Genomic DNA, 19,093 nt, shown 5'->3' with positions numbered 1-19,093 from the left:
AGCCAGGATCAAACTCTCCGTGAATGTTTACCCGTGATCGGGTGCACACATCACGAGAGCGGAACCACCGGAGGAATGATCCGGCGGTTCACAGCATCCTCGCTGTGTTTTCTTCAAAGGAACCTCGACCATCCGTAACCGGATGGACGGGGTATCAACATATCTGGCGTTGACTTTTGGCACGCTGTTGAGTTCTCAAGGAACGGACGCTTCCTTCGTACTCACCCTCGCGGGCTTTCCTCCGGGCGCTTCCCTTCGGTCTTGCGTTTCCGACTCTATCAGACCTTTCCGATCCGATTTCCTCGGTGCTTTCCGGGGTTCCGCTTCCGCGTTTCCCTTTCCGGCGGTTCCGACTCTATCAGATCCTTTCGGGCCTGATTCCCGGTCAGAGCGGGTTGCCTTCCCGGCCGTTGGGCCGTTCCGACGAGTGAGACTTTAGCGGATTCCCGGCCCCCGACCTAATCGGGGCCCTGCTCCCTTTCGGGTGCGGATTCCTCATTTCGCGAATACACACGCCAAGGACGTGACAACAGACAGACTGCTGTCTCGAACGGGAGTGGTACGTGCGGAATGGCTGTCCGGGGACCGACCGGAGTCGGCGCTCACGTCGGACAACTCGGAGAACCATACGGATCCGGCCGGGGCGTGTCAACTCACTGCCTCGTCCCACCCCCGGGGCGTACTCTGGTCCGTATGACGACGCGTACGTACAGCCAGTTCTGGTGGGCCGCCTGACGGCGGCCGACCCCTACGTGCGCACTCAACGGCCGCCGCCTCGGCGGCCGTTTCTGTTTCTCCCTCCAGGACTCCGAGGGGCGGCCGGCCGGGGACGGCGGCCTCGGACCGGAGATGGAGAAGAGAAGAGATGACACGGGTCTTCAGTGGGATCAAGCCGACCGGGCATCTGACGCTGGGGAACTACCTGGGGGCCATGCGGCAGTGGGTCGCGGTCGACCAGCACCAGGCGGACGCGGTGTTCTGCGTGGTCGATCTGCACGCGCTGACCGTGCACCACGATCCCGCGCGGGTGCGCAGGCTGAGCCGGCAGGCGGCGACGCTGCTGCTGGCGTCCGGGCTGGACCCAGCGCTGTGCACGGTGTTCGTGCAGAGCCATGTGGACGAGCACGCGCGGCTGTCGTATCTGCTGGAGTGCGTGGCCACGGACGGCGAGATGCGGCGGATGATCCAGTACAAGGAGAAGGCCGCGCAGGAGCAGCGGCGGGGTGGGAGCGTGCGGCTGTCGCTGCTGACGTATCCGGTGCTGATGGCGGCCGACATCCTGGCGTACGGGACGGACGAGGTGCCGGTCGGGCACGACCAGACGCAGCACGTGGAGCTGGCGCGGGATCTCGCGGTGCGGTTCAACCAGCGGTACGGGCACACGTTCGTGGTGCCGCGGGCGACGAATCCGTCGGTGGCGGCGCGGGTGATGAATCTGCAGGACCCCCTGTCGAAGATGGGCAAGAGCGACGACACGGGGCCGGGGATCGTCTACCTGCTGGACGAGCCGGACGTGGCGCGGAAGAAGGTCATGCGGGCGGTGACCGACAGTGGGCGGGAGGTCGTGTACGACAGGGAGAACCGGCCGGGGGTGGCGAATCTGCTGGAGATTCTCGCCGCGTGTTCGGGTGGGAACCCGGAGGCGCTGGCCGGTGTATATGAGTCGTACGGCGCTTTGAAGAGGGACACGGCGGAGGCGGTGGTCGAGGTTCTGAGGCCCGTGCAGCAGAGGCACAAGGAGTTGTGCGCGGATCCCGGCTATGTGGAGGGGGTGCTGCGGGATGGTGCGGAGCGGGCGCGGGGCATGGCTCGGCCGACCGTTGATGCCGCTTATCGGGCGATCGGCTTGTTGCCGGCGGGCTCGGATACCGGGGCGCCCGTGCTGAAGGCGGCCCGGTAGGCGCGAGGGCTCGGGCCGGTCGTCAGTCCTTGGTGCCGCTCGCGAGTTCGCGGCTGCGGTCGCGGGCGGCTTCGAGGGCGGCGATGAGGGCGGCTCGTACGCCGTGGTTCTCGAGTTCGCGGATGGCGTTGATGGTGGTGCCGGCGGGGGAGGTCACGTTCTCGCGGAGCTTCACCGGGTGTTCGCCGCTGTCGCGGAGCATCGTCGCGGCGCCGATCGCGGACTGGACGATCAGGTCGTGAGCCTTGTCGCGGGGCAGGCCGAGCAGGATGCCGGCGTCGGTCATGGCTTCGACCAGGTAGAAGAAGTACGCCGGGCCGGAGCCGGAGAGGGCGGTGCAGGCGTCCTGCTGGGACTCGGGGACGCGGAGGGTCTTGCCGACGGCGCCGAAGATCTCCTCGGCGTGGGCGAGGTGGTCGGCGGTGGCGTGGCTTCCGGCGGAGATGACCGACATGGCCTCGTCGACGAGGGCAGGGGTGTTGGTCATGACGCGGACGACCGGGGTGCCGGTGACGAGGCGGTCCTCGAAGAAGACGGTGGGGATGCCGGCGGCGCCGCTGATGATCAGGCGGTCGGCGGGGACGTGGGGGGCGAGTTCGTCGAGGAGGGTGCCCATGTCCTGCGGTTTGACCGTGAGGATCAGGGTGTCGGCGGTCTTGGCGGCTTCCTGGTTGGAGACCGGGGTGACTCCGTAGCGGGTGCGGAGTTCGTCGGCTCGTTCCTGGCGGCGGGCGGTGACGAGGAGGTCGGTGGGGGCCCAGCCGGCGCGGATCATTCCGCTGAGCAGGGCTTCGCCGATTTTGCCGGTGCCGAGGACTGCGACTTTCTGGGTCATGGCTGGGGTGCCCTCCGGGGGTGCGTCGTCCTGTGGGCATCCTCGCATCCCCGGGGGCGGGTGGGGGTAGGGCGTCCAGTGGGCGGGATGTCGGTCCGGGGGCGGGAGGGCGGGTGGCTATTGCGTCCGGCGTTTCAAGGTGGCCGCGCCCAGGGTCAGGACCAGCAGGGCGCAGCCCGCGACGATCGCCGTGTCGCGGATGAAGGCCGCGGTCATGTCGGTGTGCTTCAGGACCTCGTTCATGCCGTCGACCGCGTAGGACATGGGGAGGACGTCGGAGAGGGCCTCCAGGGCCGGGTGCATGTTCTCGCGTGGGGTGAAGAGGCCGCAGAGGAGGAGCTGGGGGAAGATCACCGCCGGCATGAACTGGACCGCCTGGAACTCGGAGGCCGCGAAGGCCGAGACGAAGAGGCCGAGGGCCGTGCCGAGGAGCGCGTCGAGCAGGGCGACCAGGAGGAGCAGCCAGGGGCTGCCGGTGACGTCGAGTCCGAGGAACCAGACGGCGAGGCCCGTGGCGAGGGCGGACTGGACGATCGCGAGGGCGCCGAAGGCGAGGGCGTAGCCGGCGATCAGGTCGCCCTTGCCGAGCGGCATGGCGAGGAGGCGTTCGAGGGTGCCGGAGGTGCGTTCGCGCAGGGTGGCGATCGAGGTGACCAGGAACATCGTGATCAGCGGGAAGATCCCGAGGAGTGACGCGCCGATGTTGTCGAAGGTGCGCGCGCTGCCGTCGAAGACGTAGCGGAGCAGGAACAGCATCACGCAGGGGATGAGGACCATCAGCGCGATGGTGCGCGGGTCGTGGCGGAGCTGGCGCAGGACCCGGGCGGCGGTGGCGGTGGTGCGGGAGGCGTTGAGGGCGCGTGCCGGGGCGGGGGTGGTCGTGCTCATCGGGTCGTCTCCTTGGTACGGCCTGCCGCGATCGCCTCGTCGACCAGGTGGAGGAAGGCCGCCTCGACGGTGTCGGAGCCGGTGCGGGTGCGCAGGGCGTCGGGGGTGTCGTCGGCGAGGATTCCGCCCGCGCGCATGAGCAGGAGGCGGTGGCAGCGCTCGGCCTCGTCCATGACGTGGGAGGAGATCAGGAGGGTGGCGCCGCGTTCGGTGGCGAGGGTGTGGAAGAGCTGCCACAGGTCGCGGCGGAGGACGGGGTCGAGGCCGACGGTGGGTTCGTCGAGGACCAGGAGTTCGGGGGTGCCGAGGAGGGCCACGGCGAGCGAGACGCGGCTGCGCTGGCCGCCGGAGAGGTTGCCGGCGAGGGCGTCGGCGTGGGTGGTGAGGTCGACGTCGGCGATCGCGCGGGTGACGTTCTCGTGGCGGCGGTCGGCGGCCGCCCGGCCGGGGTCGAGGATCGCGGCGAAGTAGTCGAGGTTCTGGCGGACGGTCAGGTCGTCGTAGACGGACGGGGCCTGGGTGACGTAGCCGATGCGGGTGCGCAGGGTGGGGTGGCCGGCGGGGCTGCCGAGGACGTCCAGGGTGCCGGTGACCTTGGCCTGGGTGCCGACGACGGCCCGCATCAGGGTCGACTTGCCGCAACCGGAGGGACCGAGGAGGCCGGTGATCTGACCGCGGGGGACGGTGAAGTCGAGGCCGCGCAGGACGGTGCGGGGGCCTCGGACGACGGTGAGGTCCCGGGCGTGGACGGCCGGTTCCTCCGGTGGGCGGGAGAGGTAATTCATCATGTGATGAATACTCCTCCCGGGCCCGGGGAGGCGTCAAGCCGTCGGGGTCGGGGGCGCGGTGGCGAGGAGGAGGACGACGTCGTAGGTCTCCTCGACGGTGCCGTCCGGGAAGGCGGCGGTGAGGTGCTCGCGCTGATCGGCGAGGAAGCCGGCGGCGCGGTCGGCGTCGACGAGGAGGACCGAGTGGCTGGCGAGGTTGGCCAGGTGGGTGTCGATCGGGACGCGGCGGCTCCAGCGGATCTCCCGGCGGGTGAAGTGCAGGAGACCGGCGGGGTCGGCGGCTCGGGCGTTGGTGTCGCGCCGCTCGGCGGCGAGGTTCACGCCGAAGTGACGTGCGGTGCGTTCGGCCTCTTCGGCGATCCAGGGCACGTCGAGCGCGTCGGTGTTCCACCACAGGGCGAGCGCGCCGCCCGGCCGCAGGACCCGTACCGCCTCCGGGACGGCGCGGGCGGGATCGGTCCAGTGCCAGGCCTGGGCGTAGGTGAGGAGGTCGGCGCAGTGGTCGGCGAGGGGGAGGGCGTTGCCGTTGCCCCGGACGAGCGGCACGTCGGGGAGGGTGCGGCGGAACTCGGCCGCCATGCCGTCACCGGGCTCGACGGCGATCACGTCGGCGCCGCACCCGTGCAGACGGGCGGTCGCCATGCCCGTACCGGCTCCGACGTCCACGACCCGGGCACCGGCCAGGGGGCGGCCGGTCAGCTCCTCGATCGTGTCGAAGAGGGCGGGCGGGTAGGAGGGGCGGTTGGCGGCGTACTGGGCGGCGGCGGCGTTGAAGGAGTGGGCGCGGGTGAGGTGGTCGGCCCCGGGTGTCGTCATACGGCCATGGTGGCCGGGGTTTCCGGTGGGGTCAGGAGCGGCGGCGCTTCTTCGACGGGTTGCCCGAGCGGCGGGTGGTGCGCTTCTCGTACTCCGCGCGGGCCTTGTCGTACTCCGCGCGGTGGAGCTTCTCGCCCGGGGCCTCGGTGAAGGTGCGGAAGAAATAGGCGAGGAGCGAGCCGACGAAACCGATGGCCAGCAGGCCGCGCAGGGACGCCTGGCGGTCGGGGTCGGGGCGGGTGGTGAAGGCGGACCAGGTGTGGCGGAAGGCGAGCGAGCTGCAGATCGCGAACATCACGATCATGAGGAGTGAGACGAAGCTGCCGACGTCGGCGATCCGGAGTCCGTCGTAGGCGATGCGCAGGACGAGGCAGGCGGCTGCCGCGGCGGCGAGGGATCCGACGGCGACGCCGATGCGGCGGACGGTGTAGCCGCCGGAGTGGTCGACCCAGGTCGTGCCGAAGAAGCGGATGGGCTCGGGCCGGGGGCCTGCGGGGGTGGCCGGGGTGCCGTTCGGGTCGTTCTCTGCTGCGCTCACGGGTCGATTGTGTCTCCTCCCCCGCGTGCGCACGTGGGCCCCCTCCCCTGTCGGCCCCCGCCGCGGGCCGGTCGTGCACGACCGTGCCCTGGGGCTCCGGGCGGAGTCCCAGGGCACGGTCGGTGTCGGTTCAGCGGATCTCTTCGAAGGAACGTCACCGGCAGCGCGGGGCCACGTACCCGTCGCTGCCGGTGCGCACGTAGGCGTCGGAGACGTACTGACCGTTGCCTATGTTGTCCCAGATGTTCGAGGTGCCCTACGGACCCGTCACCGTGGTGCCCTGCGTCCGGCAGGGGATCGGCACCATCGTCCCCTCATCCCCTCAGCCGGGACACGGATCAGAAGGAGCACCGCGGACGGAAGTAGCCGTCGCGGCCGGTGTACACGTACGTGTCCGAGACGAACTCGCCGTTGTCGATGTTGTCCCAGATGTTCGACGTGCCGTACGGGCCCGTCACCGTGGTGCCCGGCGTCTGGCAGAAGATCGGCACCTTCGCCCCCTCGGCCAGGACACGGACGATGGTGTAGTCGGTGCCGGGACCGCTGCGCACGTTCAGGCGGACCCCCGGGGCGACCGAGTAGTAGCGCAGAGCGGTGGTCGTGACCTCTGCGGTGGTGCCGACCTCCGACACGTCGCCGGCTTCGTTCTCTTCGACACGGTCAACAGCCATGCGTACCTCCCCCGTTGAATCCCATGGTTGCCATGGGCCCCGTTGATCCCCTCGAACCCACCACGCACATCTGTGTGGTCGAGGAACACGCAGGCTAGCAAGCCGACTCCGTCCCGTACGAGTAATCCACTAGGCTCCGTGTCGCGCGCGCGGACGAACAGCACGGGGGTGTTCCCATGGCGCCACAGCAGAACGCCGGAGCGAGCGCGGAAGCGGAACTTCCCGAGTACGCCGGTCACTACCATCTGGAGGCGCGTCTCGGCTCCGGCGGCATGGGGGTCGTACACCTGGCCCGAAGCACCTCGGGCATGAAGCTCGCGGTGAAGGTCGTGCATGCCGAGTTCGCCAGGGATCCCGAGTTCAGGGGGCGGTTCCGGCAGGAGGTGGGCGCAGCTCGCAGGGTGAGCGGTGCCTTCACCGCGCCCGTGGTCGATGCGGATCCCGAGGCTGAGCGGCCATGGATGGCCACCCTGTTCATCCCCGGTCCGACCCTCGCCGAGCATGTGAAGCGGAACGGCCCGATGGCGCCCGCTGAAGTGCGTCGGCTGATGGCGGGACTGGCCGAGGCGCTGCGCGACATACACCGGGTCGGGGTCGTCCACCGGGACCTGAAGCCGAGCAACGTACTGCTCGCCGACGACGGGCCCAAGGTCATCGACTTCGGCATTTCACGGCCGACGGACAGTGAACTGCGGACCGAGACGGGCAAGTTGATCGGCACACCGCCCTTCATGGCACCCGAGCAGTTCCGCCGGCCGCGAGAAGTGGGGCCCGCTGCCGACGTTTTCGCCCTGGGGTCCGTGCTGGTGCACGCGGCGACCGGACGCGGGCCCTTCGACTCGGACAGCCCGTACGTGGTCGCCTACCAGGTCGTGCACGACGAGCCCGACCTGGCCGGGGTACCGGACGAACTCGCGCCGCTCATCCTGCGCTGTCTGGCCAAGGAGCCCGAGGACCGGCCCACGCCGGACGAGTTGATGCGGGAACTGCGCTCGGTGGCGGCGTCGTACGACACGCAGGTGTTCATACCGGCACAGCGCGCAGGGGACCCACCCGAGCCGAAACCACAGGTCACAGAGCCGGAGAGGACGGATAAGCGCAGGCGACGCGGGAACGGGCGGACCGTTCTCGGCGTCGGCGCCGTCGGGCTGGCGGTCATCGCCGCGCTGGCGGCCGTTCAGTTGAACGGCGGCGACAGCACCGTGCCGAAGACCGATCGCGCGCACCGGACCACGTCGGCCGGGTTCAGTCCGTGGGCGACGCCGGGGCCCGGGAGCGGTGAGAACGGCACCCCCCGGTGTTCCTACGGTGCCGGGAGACTGCTCTGTGCGCAGACCGGGCACGTCTTCGCTCTCGATCCGTCCGACGGCCGGCTGCTGTGGCGGCACGCCGTCGCCCGCTCGGAAGGAAGCCGGGTGCCGGCCGTGGCGGGCGGTCTCGTCCAGGCACTGTCCACACGGGGCGGGCGCCTGGAGGCGCTCGACCCTGTCTCCGGCAAGACGGTCTGGCAGCGGGAGGTTCCCGCGTACGGCGGACTCGAGTCCGCCGGGGACACGCTGCTGCTGACGGGGGCCGACGGCACGGTCACCGGGGTGGACGGCGCTTCGGGTGAGACCAGGTGGAGCCACCGCGTCCCCGGCCACCAGGCGCCGCGTTTCGTCTTCTTCGCCGGGGACTCCCTGGCGTACGCGACGAGCCCGTCCGGTGACGGGTCCGGCACACGCGTCACAGCGGTGGATCCGGGCACCGGAGACGTGCGCTGGGACACTCGGCTCGAAGGGGAGCTGGAGCCCGTCGGTACGAACGGGGAGACGGTCTTCCTCACCTCCACCGACAGGGTCTACGGCGACACGGAAGCCGTTGTGGCCTACCACCCGGGCACGGAGACCACGCGTCGAACCGCACTGCCCGCCGCCCTCGAACAGGGTCACGGCACCACCCACGGGAACGTGGTCCACCTGATGGGTTCGGGTGGGTCCCTCGTCGCCGTCGACGTGAAGGCGCGGAAGCAGCTGTGGAGCGTGGAGACAGGCCTGGTCCGCGGCTCCGCCCCCGTCTCCGACGGCCGTCATGTGTACGTCACCGCCCCCGACGGGCGGCTGCTGGCCATGGAGGCGTCGACGGGGCGGCTGGTCGGGCAGACCGCGCCCCGGCTCGGGGCGGCCGGGCGGGTCGCCGCCGCGCTGCCGCGGCCCGTGATCGCGCACGGGCACGTCCACGCGTCCGCGCCCGACGGAACCGTGTTCGCCGTGGACGGGCGGGATCCGGGCGCCTGGTAGCCGGAAGGGCCGCTCCCGCACGACGGAGGCGGCCCTTCGCGGACGCGGGTCAGCCCAGCTTGCTGACGTCGCGCACCGCGCCCTTGTCCGCGCTGGTGGCCATCGCCGCGTACGCCTTCAGGGCGGCGGAGACCTTGCGGTCGCGGTTCTTCGGGGCGTACCGGCCGTTCAGGGCCTGCTCGCGGCGGGTCAGTTCCGCCTCGTCGACCAGCAGCTCGATCGAGCGGTTCGGGATGTCGATGCGGATGCGGTCGCCGTCCTCGACCAGGGCGATGGTGCCGCCCGAGGCCGCCTCCGGGGAGGCGTGGCCGATGGACAGGCCGGACGTGCCGCCGGAGAAGCGGCCGTCGGTGATCAGGGCGCAGGCCTTTCCGAGGCCGCGGCCCTTCAGGTACGACGTCGGGTAGAGCATCTCCTGCATGCCGGGGCCGCCCTTGGGGCCCTCGTAGCGGATGACGACGACGTCGCCCTCCTTGACCTGCTGGGTGAGGATCTTCTCGACGGCCTCCTCCTGCGACTCGCAGACGACCGCCGGGCCCTCGAAGGTCCAGATGGACTCGTCGACGCCGGCCGTCTTCACCACGCAGCCGTCGACGGCGAGGTTGCCGCGCAGGACCGCCAGGCCGCCGTCCTTGGAGTACGCGTGCTCGGCGGAGCGGATGCAGCCGCCCTCGGCGTCCTCGTCGAGGGTCTCCCAGCGCTCGGACTGGGAGAAGGCCTCGGCGGAGCGGACGCAGCCGGGGGCCGCGTGCCACAGCTCCACGGCCTCCTGCGACGGGGAGCCGCCGCGGATGTCCCAGGTCTTCAGCCAGTCGGCCAGGGACGGGCTGTGGACGGAGTGGACGTCCTCGTTGAGCAGGCCCGCGCGGTGCAGCTCGCCGAGGAGGGCGGGGATGCCTCCCGCGCGGTGCACGTCCTCCATGTAGTACGTGCGGTCCTTGGCGACGTTGGGCGCGACCTTGGCCAGGCAGGGGACGCGGCGCGAGAGGGCGTCCATCTCGGTGAGGCCGTACGGCACCTCCGCCTCCTGGGCGGCGGCCAGCAGGTGCAGGATCGTGTTGGTGGAGCCGCCCATGGCGATGTCGAGCGCCATGGCGTTCTCGAAGGCGGCGGGGGTGGCGATGCTGCGGGGCAGGACCGAGTCGTCGTCCTGCTCGTAGTAGCGGCGGGTCAGGTCCAGGACCGTGCGGGCGGCGTTCTCGTAGAGCGCCTTGCGGGCGGTGTGGGTGGCGAGGACCGAGCCGTTGCCGGGGAGGGAGAGGCCGATCGCCTCGGTGAGGCAGTTCATCGAGTTGGCGGTGAACATGCCGGAACAGGAGCCGCAGGTGGGGCAGGCGTTCTCCTCGATGCGGAGGATGTCCGCGTCGGAGATCTTCTCGTTGACCGCCTCCGACATCGCGTCGACCAGGTCCAGCGTGCGCACCGTGCCGTCGACCAGGGTGGCGCGGCCGGACTCCATCGGGCCGCCGGAGACGAAGACCGTGGGGATGTTCAGCCGCAGGGCCGCGTTGAGCATGCCCGGGGTGATCTTGTCGCAGTTGGAGATGCAGATCAGGGCGTCCGCGCGGTGCGCCTCGACCATGTACTCCACGCTGTCCGCGATCAGGTCGCGGGAGGGCAGGGAGTACAGCATGCCGCCGTGGCCCATCGCGATGCCGTCGTCGACGGCGATGGTGTTGAACTCGCGCGGGATGCCGCCGGCCGCGGTGACCGCCTCGCTGACGATCCGGCCGACCGGGGCGAGGTGGGTGTGGCCGGGGACGAACTCCGTGAAGCTGTTGGCGACCGCGATGATCGGCTTGCGGCCGATGTCCGCACTCGGTACACCGGAGGCGCGCATAAGGGCGCGGGCGCCCGCCATGTTGCGGCCGTGGGTGACTGTGCGGGACCTCAGCTCGGGCATCGTCGCTCGCTCCTTCGGAGAGTTATGACTGTCGTCGAGCGTACGCCGGTCATCCAGAGGGCGGGACGAGGTGTCCGGATTTCGGGACGGGTGTCTCGGTCCGGAGGGGCGTCAGCGCCCGGTGAGGTGCCCCTGCACCACCGGCGCCACCCGCCTGACGATCTGCTCGGCGTCCGCCGAGGCCAGCGGCTCCACCTTGATCACGTACCGGATCATCGCGATCCCGACCAGCTGCGCGGCGGCGAGCTCGGCGCGCAGCTCCGCGTCGGGGACGTCGAGCTGTCCGGCGATCCGGCGCAGCAGTTGGCCGGCGATCAGGCGGCGGAAGACACCGGCCGCGATCTCGTTGTTCACGGCGGAGCGGACGATCGCGAGCAGCGGAGCCCGGGTGACCGGGTTCTCCCAGAGGCCGATGATCATGCGGGTCATCCGTTCGCCCACTTCGTCGAGCGGTCCGTCGAGGACCGTGTTCCGCGCGGTGAGCACCGGCGCGAAGGCGACCTCCACGGCGGCCTCGAACACCTGCTCCTTGGTGCCGAAGTAGTGGTGCACCAGCGCGGGGTCGACCCCGGCCGACTTGGCGATGCCCCGGACGGACGTCTTCTCGTATCCCCGCGCGGAGAACTCCTCGCGGGCCGCGTCGAGGATGCGGTCCCGGGTGCCGGCCGATTCCGTACGAGGGGGGCGGCCGCGGCGCCGGGGGGTGCCGTCGTCCCGCGTGAGGGTGCCGTTGCTCCGCGCGGAGACGTCCGGGCCGTCGCCCGCGGTACGGCCGGTCATCGCCGTGGCACCTCGATCGCGGAGGCCGCGGAGGACAGGTGCCGGCGGGTGAACGCCAGCGCCTCGGCCAGGTCGGCCTCGCGCTCCGCGCCCGACATGGCCCGGCGGGTGTTGACCTCGATGACGACATGGCCGTCGAAGCCGCGCGACGCGAGGCCCTCCAGCACCTCGGCGCAGGGCTGGTCGCCGCGGCCGGGCACCAGGTGCTCGTCCTTGGCGGAGCCCCGGCCGTCGGCGAGGTGGACGTGGCCGAGGCGGTCGCCCATGCGGTCGATCATCTGCAGGGCGTCGGTGCGGGCGGTCGAGGCGTGGCTGAGGTCGATCGTGAAGTGGCGGTAGTCCTCTTTGGTGACGTCCCAGTCGGGGGCGTACGCGAGCATCTCGCGGTCGCGGTAGCGCCAGGGGTACATGTTCTCCACCGCGAACCGCACGTCCGTCTCACCGGCCATCCGCCAGACGCCCTCCACGAAGTCGCGGGCGTACTGCCGCTGCCAGCGGAAGGGGGGATGGACGACGACCGTGCCGGCGCCGAGCTTCTCGGCGGCGGCCTGGGCGCGCTGGAGCTTGGTCCAGGGGTCGGTGGACCACACGCGCTGCGTGATGAGCAGACAGGGCGCGTGGACGGCCAGGATGGGGATGCGGTGGTAGTCGCTGAGCCTGCGCAGGGCCTCGATGTCCTGGCTGACCGGGTCGGTCCACACCATGACCTCGACGCCGTCGTACCCGAGGCGCGCGGCGATCTCGAAGGCCGTCGCCGTCGACTCCGGGTAGACGGAGGCCGTCGACAGGGCGACCTTCGCATCCGGGATGCGGACTACGTCCCTTGCTTCTGCCACGAGCCTCAGGTTACGGGGTGGGGCCGGGTGGGTGCGGGGTGTCCGTTCGCCGTTGTGGTGTTTGTCATGGACTCAGGGCCGCTGTCCCTCATCCCTGGCCCAGGTGATCCAGTCTGCGGAGTATCACGCCCTCCCGCAGGGCCCAGGGGCAGATCTCCAGGCGTTCCACGCCGAACAGGTCCATGGCGCCCTCCGCGACCAGGGCCCCGGCGACCAGCTGGCCCGCGCGGGCGTCGGAGACACCGGGCAGCTCGGCGCGCTCGGCGGCGGTCATGGCGGCGAGCCGCGGCACCCAGCCCTCCAGGGACTCCCGCTTCAGCTCGCGCTGGACGTACAGGCCCTCGGCGGAGCCGGGGGCGCCGGCGATGCGGGCGAGCTGCCGGAAGGTCTTGGAGGTGGCCACCACGTGGTCGGGTGCGCCGAAGCGGCTGAACTCCCCGACCGTGCGGGCTATCTCGGTACGGACGTGGCGGCGCAGCGCGCGGACGTCGTCCGGCCCGGGCGGGTCGCCGGGCAGCCGCGCGGCGGTGAGGCGGCCGGCGCCGAGCGGCAGGGACGCCGTGGCGTCGGGCTCCTCGTCCATGCCGTAGGCGATCTCCAGGGAGCCGCCGCCGATGTCGATGACGAGCAGTTTCCCGGCCGACCAGCCGAACCAGCGGCGGGCGGCGAGGAAGGTGAGCCGGGCCTCCTCGTCGCCGCTGAGCACTTGCAGCTCGACCCCGGTCTCCTCGCGCACACGCGTGAGGACGTCGTCGGCGTTACGGGCGTCGCGCACCGCGGAGGTCGCGAACGGCAGCAGCTCCTCGACGCCCTTGTCCTCGGCGGCCTGGAGCGCCCCGTGGACGACGGCGACCAGCCTGTCCACGCCGTCGGCCCCGATGGCCCCGTCGTCGTCGAGGAGTTGGGCGAGGCGCAGTTCCGCCTTGTGCGAGTGCGCGGGCAGCGGGCGCGCGCCGGGGTGCGCGTCCACCACCAGCAGATGCACCGTGTTCGAACCCACGTCGAGGACACCGAGTCTCATGTACGGAACGCTACTGCCCGCCGCGCGGTGTGATGCCTCTTCCGCGGCGGCCGAGCCGGTCCCGGCGGGGGGCGTGGGCGACTTACCCTGGACGGGTGCCAAAGACGAAAAAGGCGAAGGACGAAAAGACGAACAAGAAGGCCAGGAAGGACAAGAAGGCCGGACTGGCCGAGGGTTCTTCGCGGGTGACAGCACCGCGGACGCCGGGAACGGCGCCGGGGGACGACGAGAAGGGGCTCGACTTCGCCCGCGCGTGGGTGGAGTTTCCTGATCCGGCCGACGACGAGCAGGTCTTCCGCTGCGATCTGACCTGGCTGACCTCTCGCTGGAACTGCATCTTCGGCAGCGGCTGCCAGGGCATCCAGGCGGGCCGCGCGGACGACGGCTGCTGCACCCTGGGCGCCCACTTCTCGGACGAGGACGACGAGAAGCGGGTCGCCGGGCATGTGGCGAGGCTCACTCCGGACATCTGGCAGCACCACGCGGAGGGCACGCGGAACGGCTGGGTCTCCGAGGACGAGGACGGCGACCGTCAGACCCGCCCGTTCCAGGGCTCGTGCATCTTCCAGAACCGGCCGGGCTTCGCGGGTGGCATGGGCTGCTCGCTGCACATCCTCGCCCTGAAGGAGGGCCGGGAGCCGCTGGAGACCAAGCCGGACGTGTGCTGGCAGCTTCCCGTCCGGCGGACCTACGACTGGATCGACCGGCCCGACGACACGCGCGTGCTGCAGGTGTCGATCGGTGAGTACGACCGCCGGGGCTGGGGTCCGGGCGGCCACGACCTGCACTGGTGGTGCACCTCGGCCACCTCGGCGCACGGCGCCGGGGACCCGGTGTACGTCTCCTACCGCGCGGAGCTGACCGAGCTGATGGGCAAGGCGGGCTACGACCGCCTGGTCGAACTGTGCGAGGAACGGCTGGCCTCGCAGCTGCCCCTGCTGGCCCCGCACCCGGCGGACCCCGCCTGACACTTCCCGGGGCGTGTCCGTACGAGCGCGTCGTCCGCCCGCAGGGCAGGGATCGCGTCGTCCGGTGCGGTGCGTCGCGAGGCGGAGGGCCGCCCGCGTGCCGGGCTTGCGCGGGCGGTCCCGGCAGCACAGCGCGGCGCCGTGCCGGGCGTCGCGAGCCGGGCGGGGCTTCGTGGACAGGCCCTAGGACGTGACCTGGCCCGGGGTGTCGCCCCCGGCGGGCGGCGAGTCCTGCGGGCCGGCCGGCACCGGGGCGGAGGGCGTGGGCCCGGTGGGGGTCGGGCCGCCCGTCGTCGGGTCCGGACCGGGTGAGGACGGCGGGTCGCCCGGTGCGGGCTGTGAGGGCGCCGGTGTCGTGGGCGTCGGCTCCGGGCCGGGCGACGACGGGGTCGGGTCGCTCGGCGTGCCGGGGTGCGCGGTGCCCGGGCCGCCGGGATGGCCGGAGGGCGGGCCGCCGCCCGGGGCGGAGGGGACGGGGCCGTGACCGTCGATGGTCACGACGGAACCGGCGGGCGAGACCGCCACGGCCGCGCGCCAGGGGCCGGACGGCTCGCGCAACTGGTCGACGTAGATCCTGACCGTCACCGACTCGCCGGGCGCGAGCGTTCCCGACGACCGGCTCGGATAGAGCCAGGACGCTTTGACCGACACGGCCCAGCGGACCGGTTCGGCGCCCGTCGCGGTCAGGGTGATCAGCGTGGTGTCGCCGCTGTGGTCGGCCGTGACGCCCAGCGCGCCGGCACCCTCGTGCCCGGCTCCGGCGACGCTCACGACCTCCACGGACACGTCCGGCTCGCCGTTCTCACCGAATCCGGCCTCGGGCCGCGTGCTCGCGTTGCCGGTGTTCTCGTAGCCGCCCGCCCCCTCGCCGTCCAGGACGAGGGGGCCGCCGTCCTCCCGCGCGGAGGACGGGCGGCCGTCCCGGTCCTCGCCCACGGGGGTGCTCCGGTAGGCGGCCCACAGGGCGAGCACCGGCGCGGCGACCACGGTGGCGACGACCGTCGTCGTGACGGCACGCGCGCGCAGCCGGTCCCGCCGGGCGACGCGGTCCTTGGGGTTCATCGGGAAGCCCCGCCGGTCGAAGCGGGGCGCGGTGGCACGCGCGCGTGGCGGGTGCGCCATGGCGGCGTGCAGGGCCGCTCGGGGCGCCGGGAGGACGGGCAGCGCGTCCGGGGTGACGCTGGTGCCGGGCCAGCGGCCGGGAACGGCCCGCTCGGCGGTACGGCGACAGCGCGGGCAGTCGTCGACGTGCCGGACGAGTTCCCGGCGCAGGGTCGCGCTGAGCACGAGCCGCCGGTCGCCGGTGAGGTGCGCCACGCCCGGGCAGGCGCCGGTCTCGATGACGGCGAGCGCCGCGCGGGTGCGTTCCACCTCGCAGGCCGCGGCGGCGAGCAGCGCACGCGCGGCGGCCGGCTGCATGCCGAGCACGGCGGCGACCTCGTGGGCGGTGAGGTGGTGGCGCACGGCGAGTTCGAGCGCCTCGCGCTGCTCGGGCGTGGTGCCGGCGGCCTCCGGCCAGGCCAGCTCGGCCAGTTCGCGGCGGCGCCGCTCCCGGACGTCCTCGGAGACGGCCGGGACGGGGGCGGCCTCCGCCGCCCGCCGCCGGCCGGCGCGGCCCGCGGCGTGGGTGGCCCGGCGTCGCCGCCCGGCCTCGGCCAGCTCGCGCAGACACACCCAGCGGGCCAGGGCGTACAGCCAGGCGCGGCTCCCGAGCTCGTCGGGGACGTGCCGGCCGCGGCGCTCCGCGAGCACGAGGACGTCGGCCAGGGCGGCGGTCGCCGCGTCGTGGTCGCAGAGGACGGACAGGCAGTAGGTGAACAGACCGTCCAGATGGGACTCGTAGCGGGTGACCGGCCGCTGGGCCAGGGTGCGCGCGGCCCCGCGGTCGCGCACTTCCCGGTGCGTCCGGTGGGTTCCGGTCGTGCGGGTCGAGGTCTCCGGGCCGCTGCTCGTCATCCGGCGACCGTAGGCGGCACGGGGCGGCGCCCACGGGAGCGCTGCGCGCTTTTAATCCGTACGGGTGAAACGATCCCTCTATCGGGGACAGGAACCTTTCCCTTCACGGTTCCGGTGAGCTCTGCCGGCCCGTCCGGCGCGTGAGGACGAGGCCGCCCGGGCCGGAGCCGGGGGCCCCGGGAGGGCGGGCGCGGCCCGGTGTCAGTACCTGCCGTTACCGTTCTCGTATGGCTGCCCGTACCAAGACCACCAAGGACCGACCGTCCTACCGCTGCACCGAGTGCGGCTGGCAGACGGCCAAGTGGCTCGGTCGCTGCCCCGAGTGCCAGGCCTGGGGGACGATCGAGGAGTACGGCGCGCCCGCGGTCCGTACGACGGCACCCGGGCGGGTGACCACCTCCGCCCTGCCCATCGGCCAGGTCGACGGCCGTCAGGCCACCGCCCGCTCCACCGGCGTGCCCGAGCTGGACCGGGTGCTCGGCGGCGGCCTGGTGCCCGGCGCGGTGGTGCTGGTCGCGGGTGAGCCGGGCGTGGGCAAGTCCACGCTGCTGCTGGACGTGGCGGCCAAGGCGGCGAGCGAGGAGCACCGCACGCTGTACGTCACCGGGGAGGAGTCGGCGAGCCAGGTCCGGCTGCGTGCCGACCGCATCCACGCCATCGACGACCACCTGTACCTCGCCGCCGAGACGGACCTGTCCGCCGTGCTCGGCCACTTGGACGCGGTGAAGCCGTCCCTGCTGATCATGGACTCGGTGCAGACGGTGGCGTCCCCCGAGATCGACGGCGCCCCGGGCGGCATGGCCCAGGTCCGCGAGGTGGCCGGCGCGCTGATCCGGGCCTCCAAGGAGCGCGGGATGTCCACGCTCCTCGTGGGCCACGTCACCAAGGACGGCGCGATCGCGGGTCCGCGCCTGCTGGAGCACCTGGTGGACGTCGTCCTGCACTTCGAGGGCGACCGGCACGCGCGCCTGCGGCTGGTGCGCGGCGTCAAGAACCGCTACGGCACCACGGACGAGGTGGGCTGCTTCGAGCTGCACGACGAGGGCATCACGGGCCTGGCGGACCCCAGCGGACTCTTCCTGACCCGTCGTGCCGAACCGGTCCCGGGCACCTGCCTGACCGTCACCCTGGAGGGCCGCCGTCCCCTGGTCGCCGAAGTGCAGGCGCTCACGGTCGACTCGCAGATCCCCTCGCCCCGGCGCACCACGTCCGGCCTGGAGACCTCACGCGTGTCGATGATGCTGGCGGTGCTGGAACAGCGCGGCCGGATCAGCGCTTTGGGCAAACGGGACATTTACTCCGCGACGGTGGGCGGAGTGAAGCTCTCGGAACCGGCCGCCGATCTGGCCGTGGCGCTCGCGCTGGCGTCGGCGGCGAGCGACACCCCGCTGCCGAAGAACCTGGTCGCGATCGGCGAGGTCGGCCTCGCCGGTGAGGTGAGACGGGTCACGGGCGTCCAGCGCAGGCTCGCCGAGGCACACCGTCTGGGCTTCACGCACGCCCTGGTACCGGCCGATCCGGGCAAGGTCCCGCCGGGCATGAAGGTGCTGGAAGTGGCGGACATGGGGGACGCCCTGCGGGTCCTTCCGCGCTCCCGTCGCCGAGAGGCCCCACGGGAGACGGAGGACCGCCGGTAGACTTTGCCCAGGTCTCGCCCGTCCGTACGAACCGAGTGTGCGAAACGACGGTGCCCCAGAACCTGCGACCGGAGGAGTGCAGTGGCAGCCAACGACCGGGCGGCGGCTCCCGGAAAGTCCGGTGGAAGTGCCGGTTCCGAGGGCCTGATGCGCGCCTCGCTGAGCGCCGTGGCACCCGGCACCGCCCTGCGTGACGGCCTGGAGCGCGTGCTCCGCGGCAACACCGGCGGTCTCATCGTGCTCGGTTCCGACAAGACCGTCGAGGCGCTGTGCAGCGGCGGCTTCGTGCTGGACGTCGAGTTCACCGCGACCCGGCTGCGCGAGCTGTGCAAGCTGGACGGCGGCATCGTGCTGTCGTCCGACCTGTCCAAGATCCTGCGGGCGGGCGTCCAGCTCGTGCCGGACCCGACCATCCCCACCGAGGAGACCGGCACCCGGCACCGCACCGCCGACCGCGTCTCCAAGCAGGTCGGCTTCCCGGTCGTCTCCGTCTCCCAGTCGATGCGCCTGATCGCGCTGTACGTCGACGGCCACCGGCGGGTCCTGGAGGACTCGGCGGCGATCCTGTCCCGCGCCAACCAGGCGCTGGCCACCCTGGAGCGCTACAAGCTCCGTCTCGACGAGGTCGCGGGCACGCTGTCGGCGCTGGAGATCGAGGACCTGGTGACCGTGCGGGACGTCTCGGCGGTCGCGCAGCGGCTGGAGATGGTGCGCCGCATCGCCACCGAAATCGCCGAATACGTGGTCGAACTGGGCACCGACGGTCGTCTCCTCGCCCTGCAGCTCGACGAGTTGATCGCGGGTGTGGAGCCGGAGCGCGAACTGGTCGTACGGGACTACGTCCCCGAGCCCACCGCCAAGCGTTCCCGCACGGTCGACGAGGCGCTGCACGAGCTGAACGTGCTCACGCACGCGGAGCTGCTGGAGCTGCCGACGGTGGCCCGTGCGCTGGGGTACACCGGCTCCCCGGAGACGCTGGACTCCGCGGTGTCTCCGCGCGGGTTCCGGTTGCTGGCCAAGGTGCCGCGGCTGCCGGGGGCGATCATCGACCGGCTGGTGGAGCACTTCGGGGGGCTGCAGAAGCTGCTCGCCGCCAGTGTGGACGACCTGCAGACCGTGGACGGGGTCGGGGAGGCCCGCGCGCGGAGCGTGCGCGAGGGGCTGTCGCGGCTGGCGGAGAGTTCGATTCTCGAGCGGTACGTCTAGACGGCCGTGACCGCCGCGGGCCGGGGGTGGGGTCACTCACCTCCCGCCTGCGGGGGTGCCTCCCTCAGAGG

General features: G+C 72.0%; 16 protein-coding genes. 5 read left to right on the top strand and 11 right to left on the bottom strand.

Annotation, left to right across the window (positions count from 1 at the left end):
* Positions 1–865: 865 nt before the first annotated feature.
* Positions 866–1,900: a tryptophan--tRNA ligase gene (gene trpS, locus ACF1DX_RS15425; protein WP_391791649.1), complete on the top strand. Its 1,035-nt coding sequence runs from the start codon at positions 866–868 to the stop codon at positions 1,898–1,900.
* Between the two features lie 22 nt (positions 1,901–1,922).
* Here the strand turns inward: trpS and proC are convergent, their stop codons facing one another.
* The 6 genes from proC to ACF1DX_RS15395 all read right to left on the bottom strand — a co-directional run bounded on the left by proC (position 1,923) and on the right by ACF1DX_RS15395 (position 6,436).
* Positions 1,923–2,735, bottom strand: a complete 813-nt coding sequence (gene proC / locus ACF1DX_RS15420) for a pyrroline-5-carboxylate reductase (protein WP_391791648.1) — start codon at positions 2,733–2,735, stop codon at positions 1,923–1,925.
* A gap of 117 nt (positions 2,736–2,852) precedes the next feature.
* Positions 2,853–3,623: an ABC transporter permease gene (locus tag ACF1DX_RS15415; protein ID WP_391791647.1), complete on the bottom strand. Its 771-nt coding sequence runs from the start codon at positions 3,621–3,623 to the stop codon at positions 2,853–2,855.
* A complete protein-coding gene (locus tag ACF1DX_RS15410) occupies positions 3,620–4,411 on the bottom strand; it encodes an ABC transporter ATP-binding protein (protein WP_391791646.1) in 792 nt (263 codons plus the stop codon). The genes ACF1DX_RS15415 and ACF1DX_RS15410 overlap by 4 nt, the downstream gene beginning before the upstream one ends.
* Positions 4,412–4,444: 33 nt before the next feature.
* Positions 4,445–5,227, bottom strand: a complete 783-nt coding sequence (locus ACF1DX_RS15405) for a class I SAM-dependent methyltransferase (RefSeq protein WP_391791645.1) — start codon at positions 5,225–5,227, stop codon at positions 4,445–4,447.
* A 31-nt stretch (positions 5,228–5,258) separates the two neighbouring features.
* A complete protein-coding gene (locus ACF1DX_RS15400; protein WP_391791644.1) occupies positions 5,259–5,765 on the bottom strand; it encodes an EamA/RhaT family transporter in 507 nt (168 codons plus the stop codon).
* Positions 5,766–6,103: 338 nt separating this feature from the next.
* Positions 6,104–6,436, bottom strand: a complete 333-nt coding sequence (locus ACF1DX_RS15395; RefSeq protein ID WP_391791643.1) for an SH3 domain-containing protein — start codon at positions 6,434–6,436, stop codon at positions 6,104–6,106.
* Between the two features lie 176 nt (positions 6,437–6,612).
* On the opposite strand from ACF1DX_RS15395, the gene ACF1DX_RS15390 reads away from it, so the two are divergent.
* Positions 6,613–8,715 (top strand): serine/threonine-protein kinase, encoded by a 2,103-nt coding sequence (locus tag ACF1DX_RS15390; protein WP_391791642.1) that lies wholly within the window; start codon positions 6,613–6,615, stop codon positions 8,713–8,715.
* A 49-nt stretch (positions 8,716–8,764) separates the two neighbouring features.
* Here the strand turns inward: ACF1DX_RS15390 and ilvD are convergent, their stop codons facing one another.
* From ilvD to ACF1DX_RS15370, 4 genes are all read right to left on the bottom strand, one after another.
* The gene (gene ilvD / locus ACF1DX_RS15385) at positions 8,765–10,618 is read right to left on the bottom strand and encodes a dihydroxy-acid dehydratase (RefSeq protein ID WP_391791641.1); all 1,854 of its coding nucleotides are present in this window, start codon (positions 10,616–10,618) and stop codon (positions 8,765–8,767) included.
* A gap of 111 nt (positions 10,619–10,729) precedes the next feature.
* Positions 10,730–11,398 carry a TetR family transcriptional regulator gene (locus tag ACF1DX_RS15380; RefSeq protein WP_391791640.1) on the bottom strand — a complete coding sequence of 223 codons (669 nt, stop codon included), beginning with the start codon at positions 11,396–11,398 and terminating at the stop codon, positions 10,730–10,732.
* Complete coding sequence (locus tag ACF1DX_RS15375; protein WP_391791639.1) at positions 11,395–12,234, bottom strand: sugar phosphate isomerase/epimerase family protein; 840 nt, start codon at positions 12,232–12,234, stop codon at positions 11,395–11,397. The genes ACF1DX_RS15380 and ACF1DX_RS15375 overlap by 4 nt, the downstream gene beginning before the upstream one ends.
* An 88-nt stretch (positions 12,235–12,322) precedes the next feature.
* Positions 12,323–13,255 carry a Ppx/GppA family phosphatase gene (locus ACF1DX_RS15370; RefSeq protein ID WP_391791638.1) on the bottom strand — a complete coding sequence of 311 codons (933 nt, stop codon included), beginning with the start codon at positions 13,253–13,255 and terminating at the stop codon, positions 12,323–12,325.
* Positions 13,256–13,350: 95 nt separating this feature from the next.
* On the opposite strand from ACF1DX_RS15370, the gene ACF1DX_RS15365 reads away from it, so the two are divergent.
* Complete coding sequence (locus tag ACF1DX_RS15365) at positions 13,351–14,223, top strand: hypothetical protein (RefSeq protein WP_391791637.1); 873 nt, start codon at positions 13,351–13,353, stop codon at positions 14,221–14,223.
* Between the two features lie 183 nt (positions 14,224–14,406).
* Here the strand turns inward: ACF1DX_RS15365 and ACF1DX_RS15360 are convergent, their stop codons facing one another.
* A complete protein-coding gene (locus ACF1DX_RS15360; protein WP_391791636.1) occupies positions 14,407–16,179 on the bottom strand; it encodes a hypothetical protein in 1,773 nt (590 codons plus the stop codon).
* A gap of 227 nt (positions 16,180–16,406) precedes the next feature.
* Between ACF1DX_RS15360 and radA the strand changes: the two genes are divergently transcribed.
* Both radA and disA read left to right on the top strand, forming a co-directional pair.
* Positions 16,407–17,816, top strand: a complete 1,410-nt coding sequence (gene radA, locus ACF1DX_RS15355) for a DNA repair protein RadA (RefSeq protein WP_391791635.1) — start codon at positions 16,407–16,409, stop codon at positions 17,814–17,816.
* A gap of 81 nt (positions 17,817–17,897) precedes the next feature.
* Positions 17,898–19,022, top strand: a complete 1,125-nt coding sequence (gene disA / locus ACF1DX_RS15350; RefSeq protein WP_391791634.1) for a DNA integrity scanning diadenylate cyclase DisA — start codon at positions 17,898–17,900, stop codon at positions 19,020–19,022.
* The last annotated feature ends 71 nt before the right edge of the window (positions 19,023–19,093 follow it).

Source organism: Streptomyces sp. NPDC014676, from assembly GCF_043084105.1.
Taxonomy (GTDB): domain Bacteria; phylum Actinomycetota; class Actinomycetes; order Streptomycetales; family Streptomycetaceae; genus Streptomyces.
This window is presented reverse-complemented; position numbering and strand designations above follow the sequence as displayed.

Coding starts and splice junctions, on each gene's coding strand:
- trpS (WP_391791649.1), top strand. CDS start 866: ATGACACGGGTCTTCAGTGGGATCAAGCCGACCGGGCATCTGACGCTG.
- proC (WP_391791648.1), bottom strand. CDS start 2,735: ATGACCCAGAAAGTCGCAGTCCTCGGCACCGGCAAAATCGGCGAAGCC.
- ACF1DX_RS15415 (WP_391791647.1), bottom strand. CDS start 3,623: ATGAGCACGACCACCCCCGCCCCGGCACGCGCCCTCAACGCCTCCCGC.
- ACF1DX_RS15410 (WP_391791646.1), bottom strand. CDS start 4,411: ATGATGAATTACCTCTCCCGCCCACCGGAGGAACCGGCCGTCCACGCC.
- ACF1DX_RS15405 (WP_391791645.1), bottom strand. CDS start 5,227: ATGACGACACCCGGGGCCGACCACCTCACCCGCGCCCACTCCTTCAAC.
- ACF1DX_RS15395 (WP_391791643.1), bottom strand. CDS start 6,436: ATGGCTGTTGACCGTGTCGAAGAGAACGAAGCCGGCGACGTGTCGGAG.
- ACF1DX_RS15390 (WP_391791642.1), top strand. CDS start 6,613: ATGGCGCCACAGCAGAACGCCGGAGCGAGCGCGGAAGCGGAACTTCCC.
- ilvD (WP_391791641.1), bottom strand. CDS start 10,618: ATGCCCGAGCTGAGGTCCCGCACAGTCACCCACGGCCGCAACATGGCG.
- ACF1DX_RS15380 (WP_391791640.1), bottom strand. CDS start 11,398: ATGACCGGCCGTACCGCGGGCGACGGCCCGGACGTCTCCGCGCGGAGC.
- ACF1DX_RS15370 (WP_391791638.1), bottom strand. CDS start 13,255: ATGAGACTCGGTGTCCTCGACGTGGGTTCGAACACGGTGCATCTGCTG.
- ACF1DX_RS15360 (WP_391791636.1), bottom strand. CDS start 16,179: ATGACGAGCAGCGGCCCGGAGACCTCGACCCGCACGACCGGAACCCAC.
- radA (WP_391791635.1), top strand. CDS start 16,407: ATGGCTGCCCGTACCAAGACCACCAAGGACCGACCGTCCTACCGCTGC.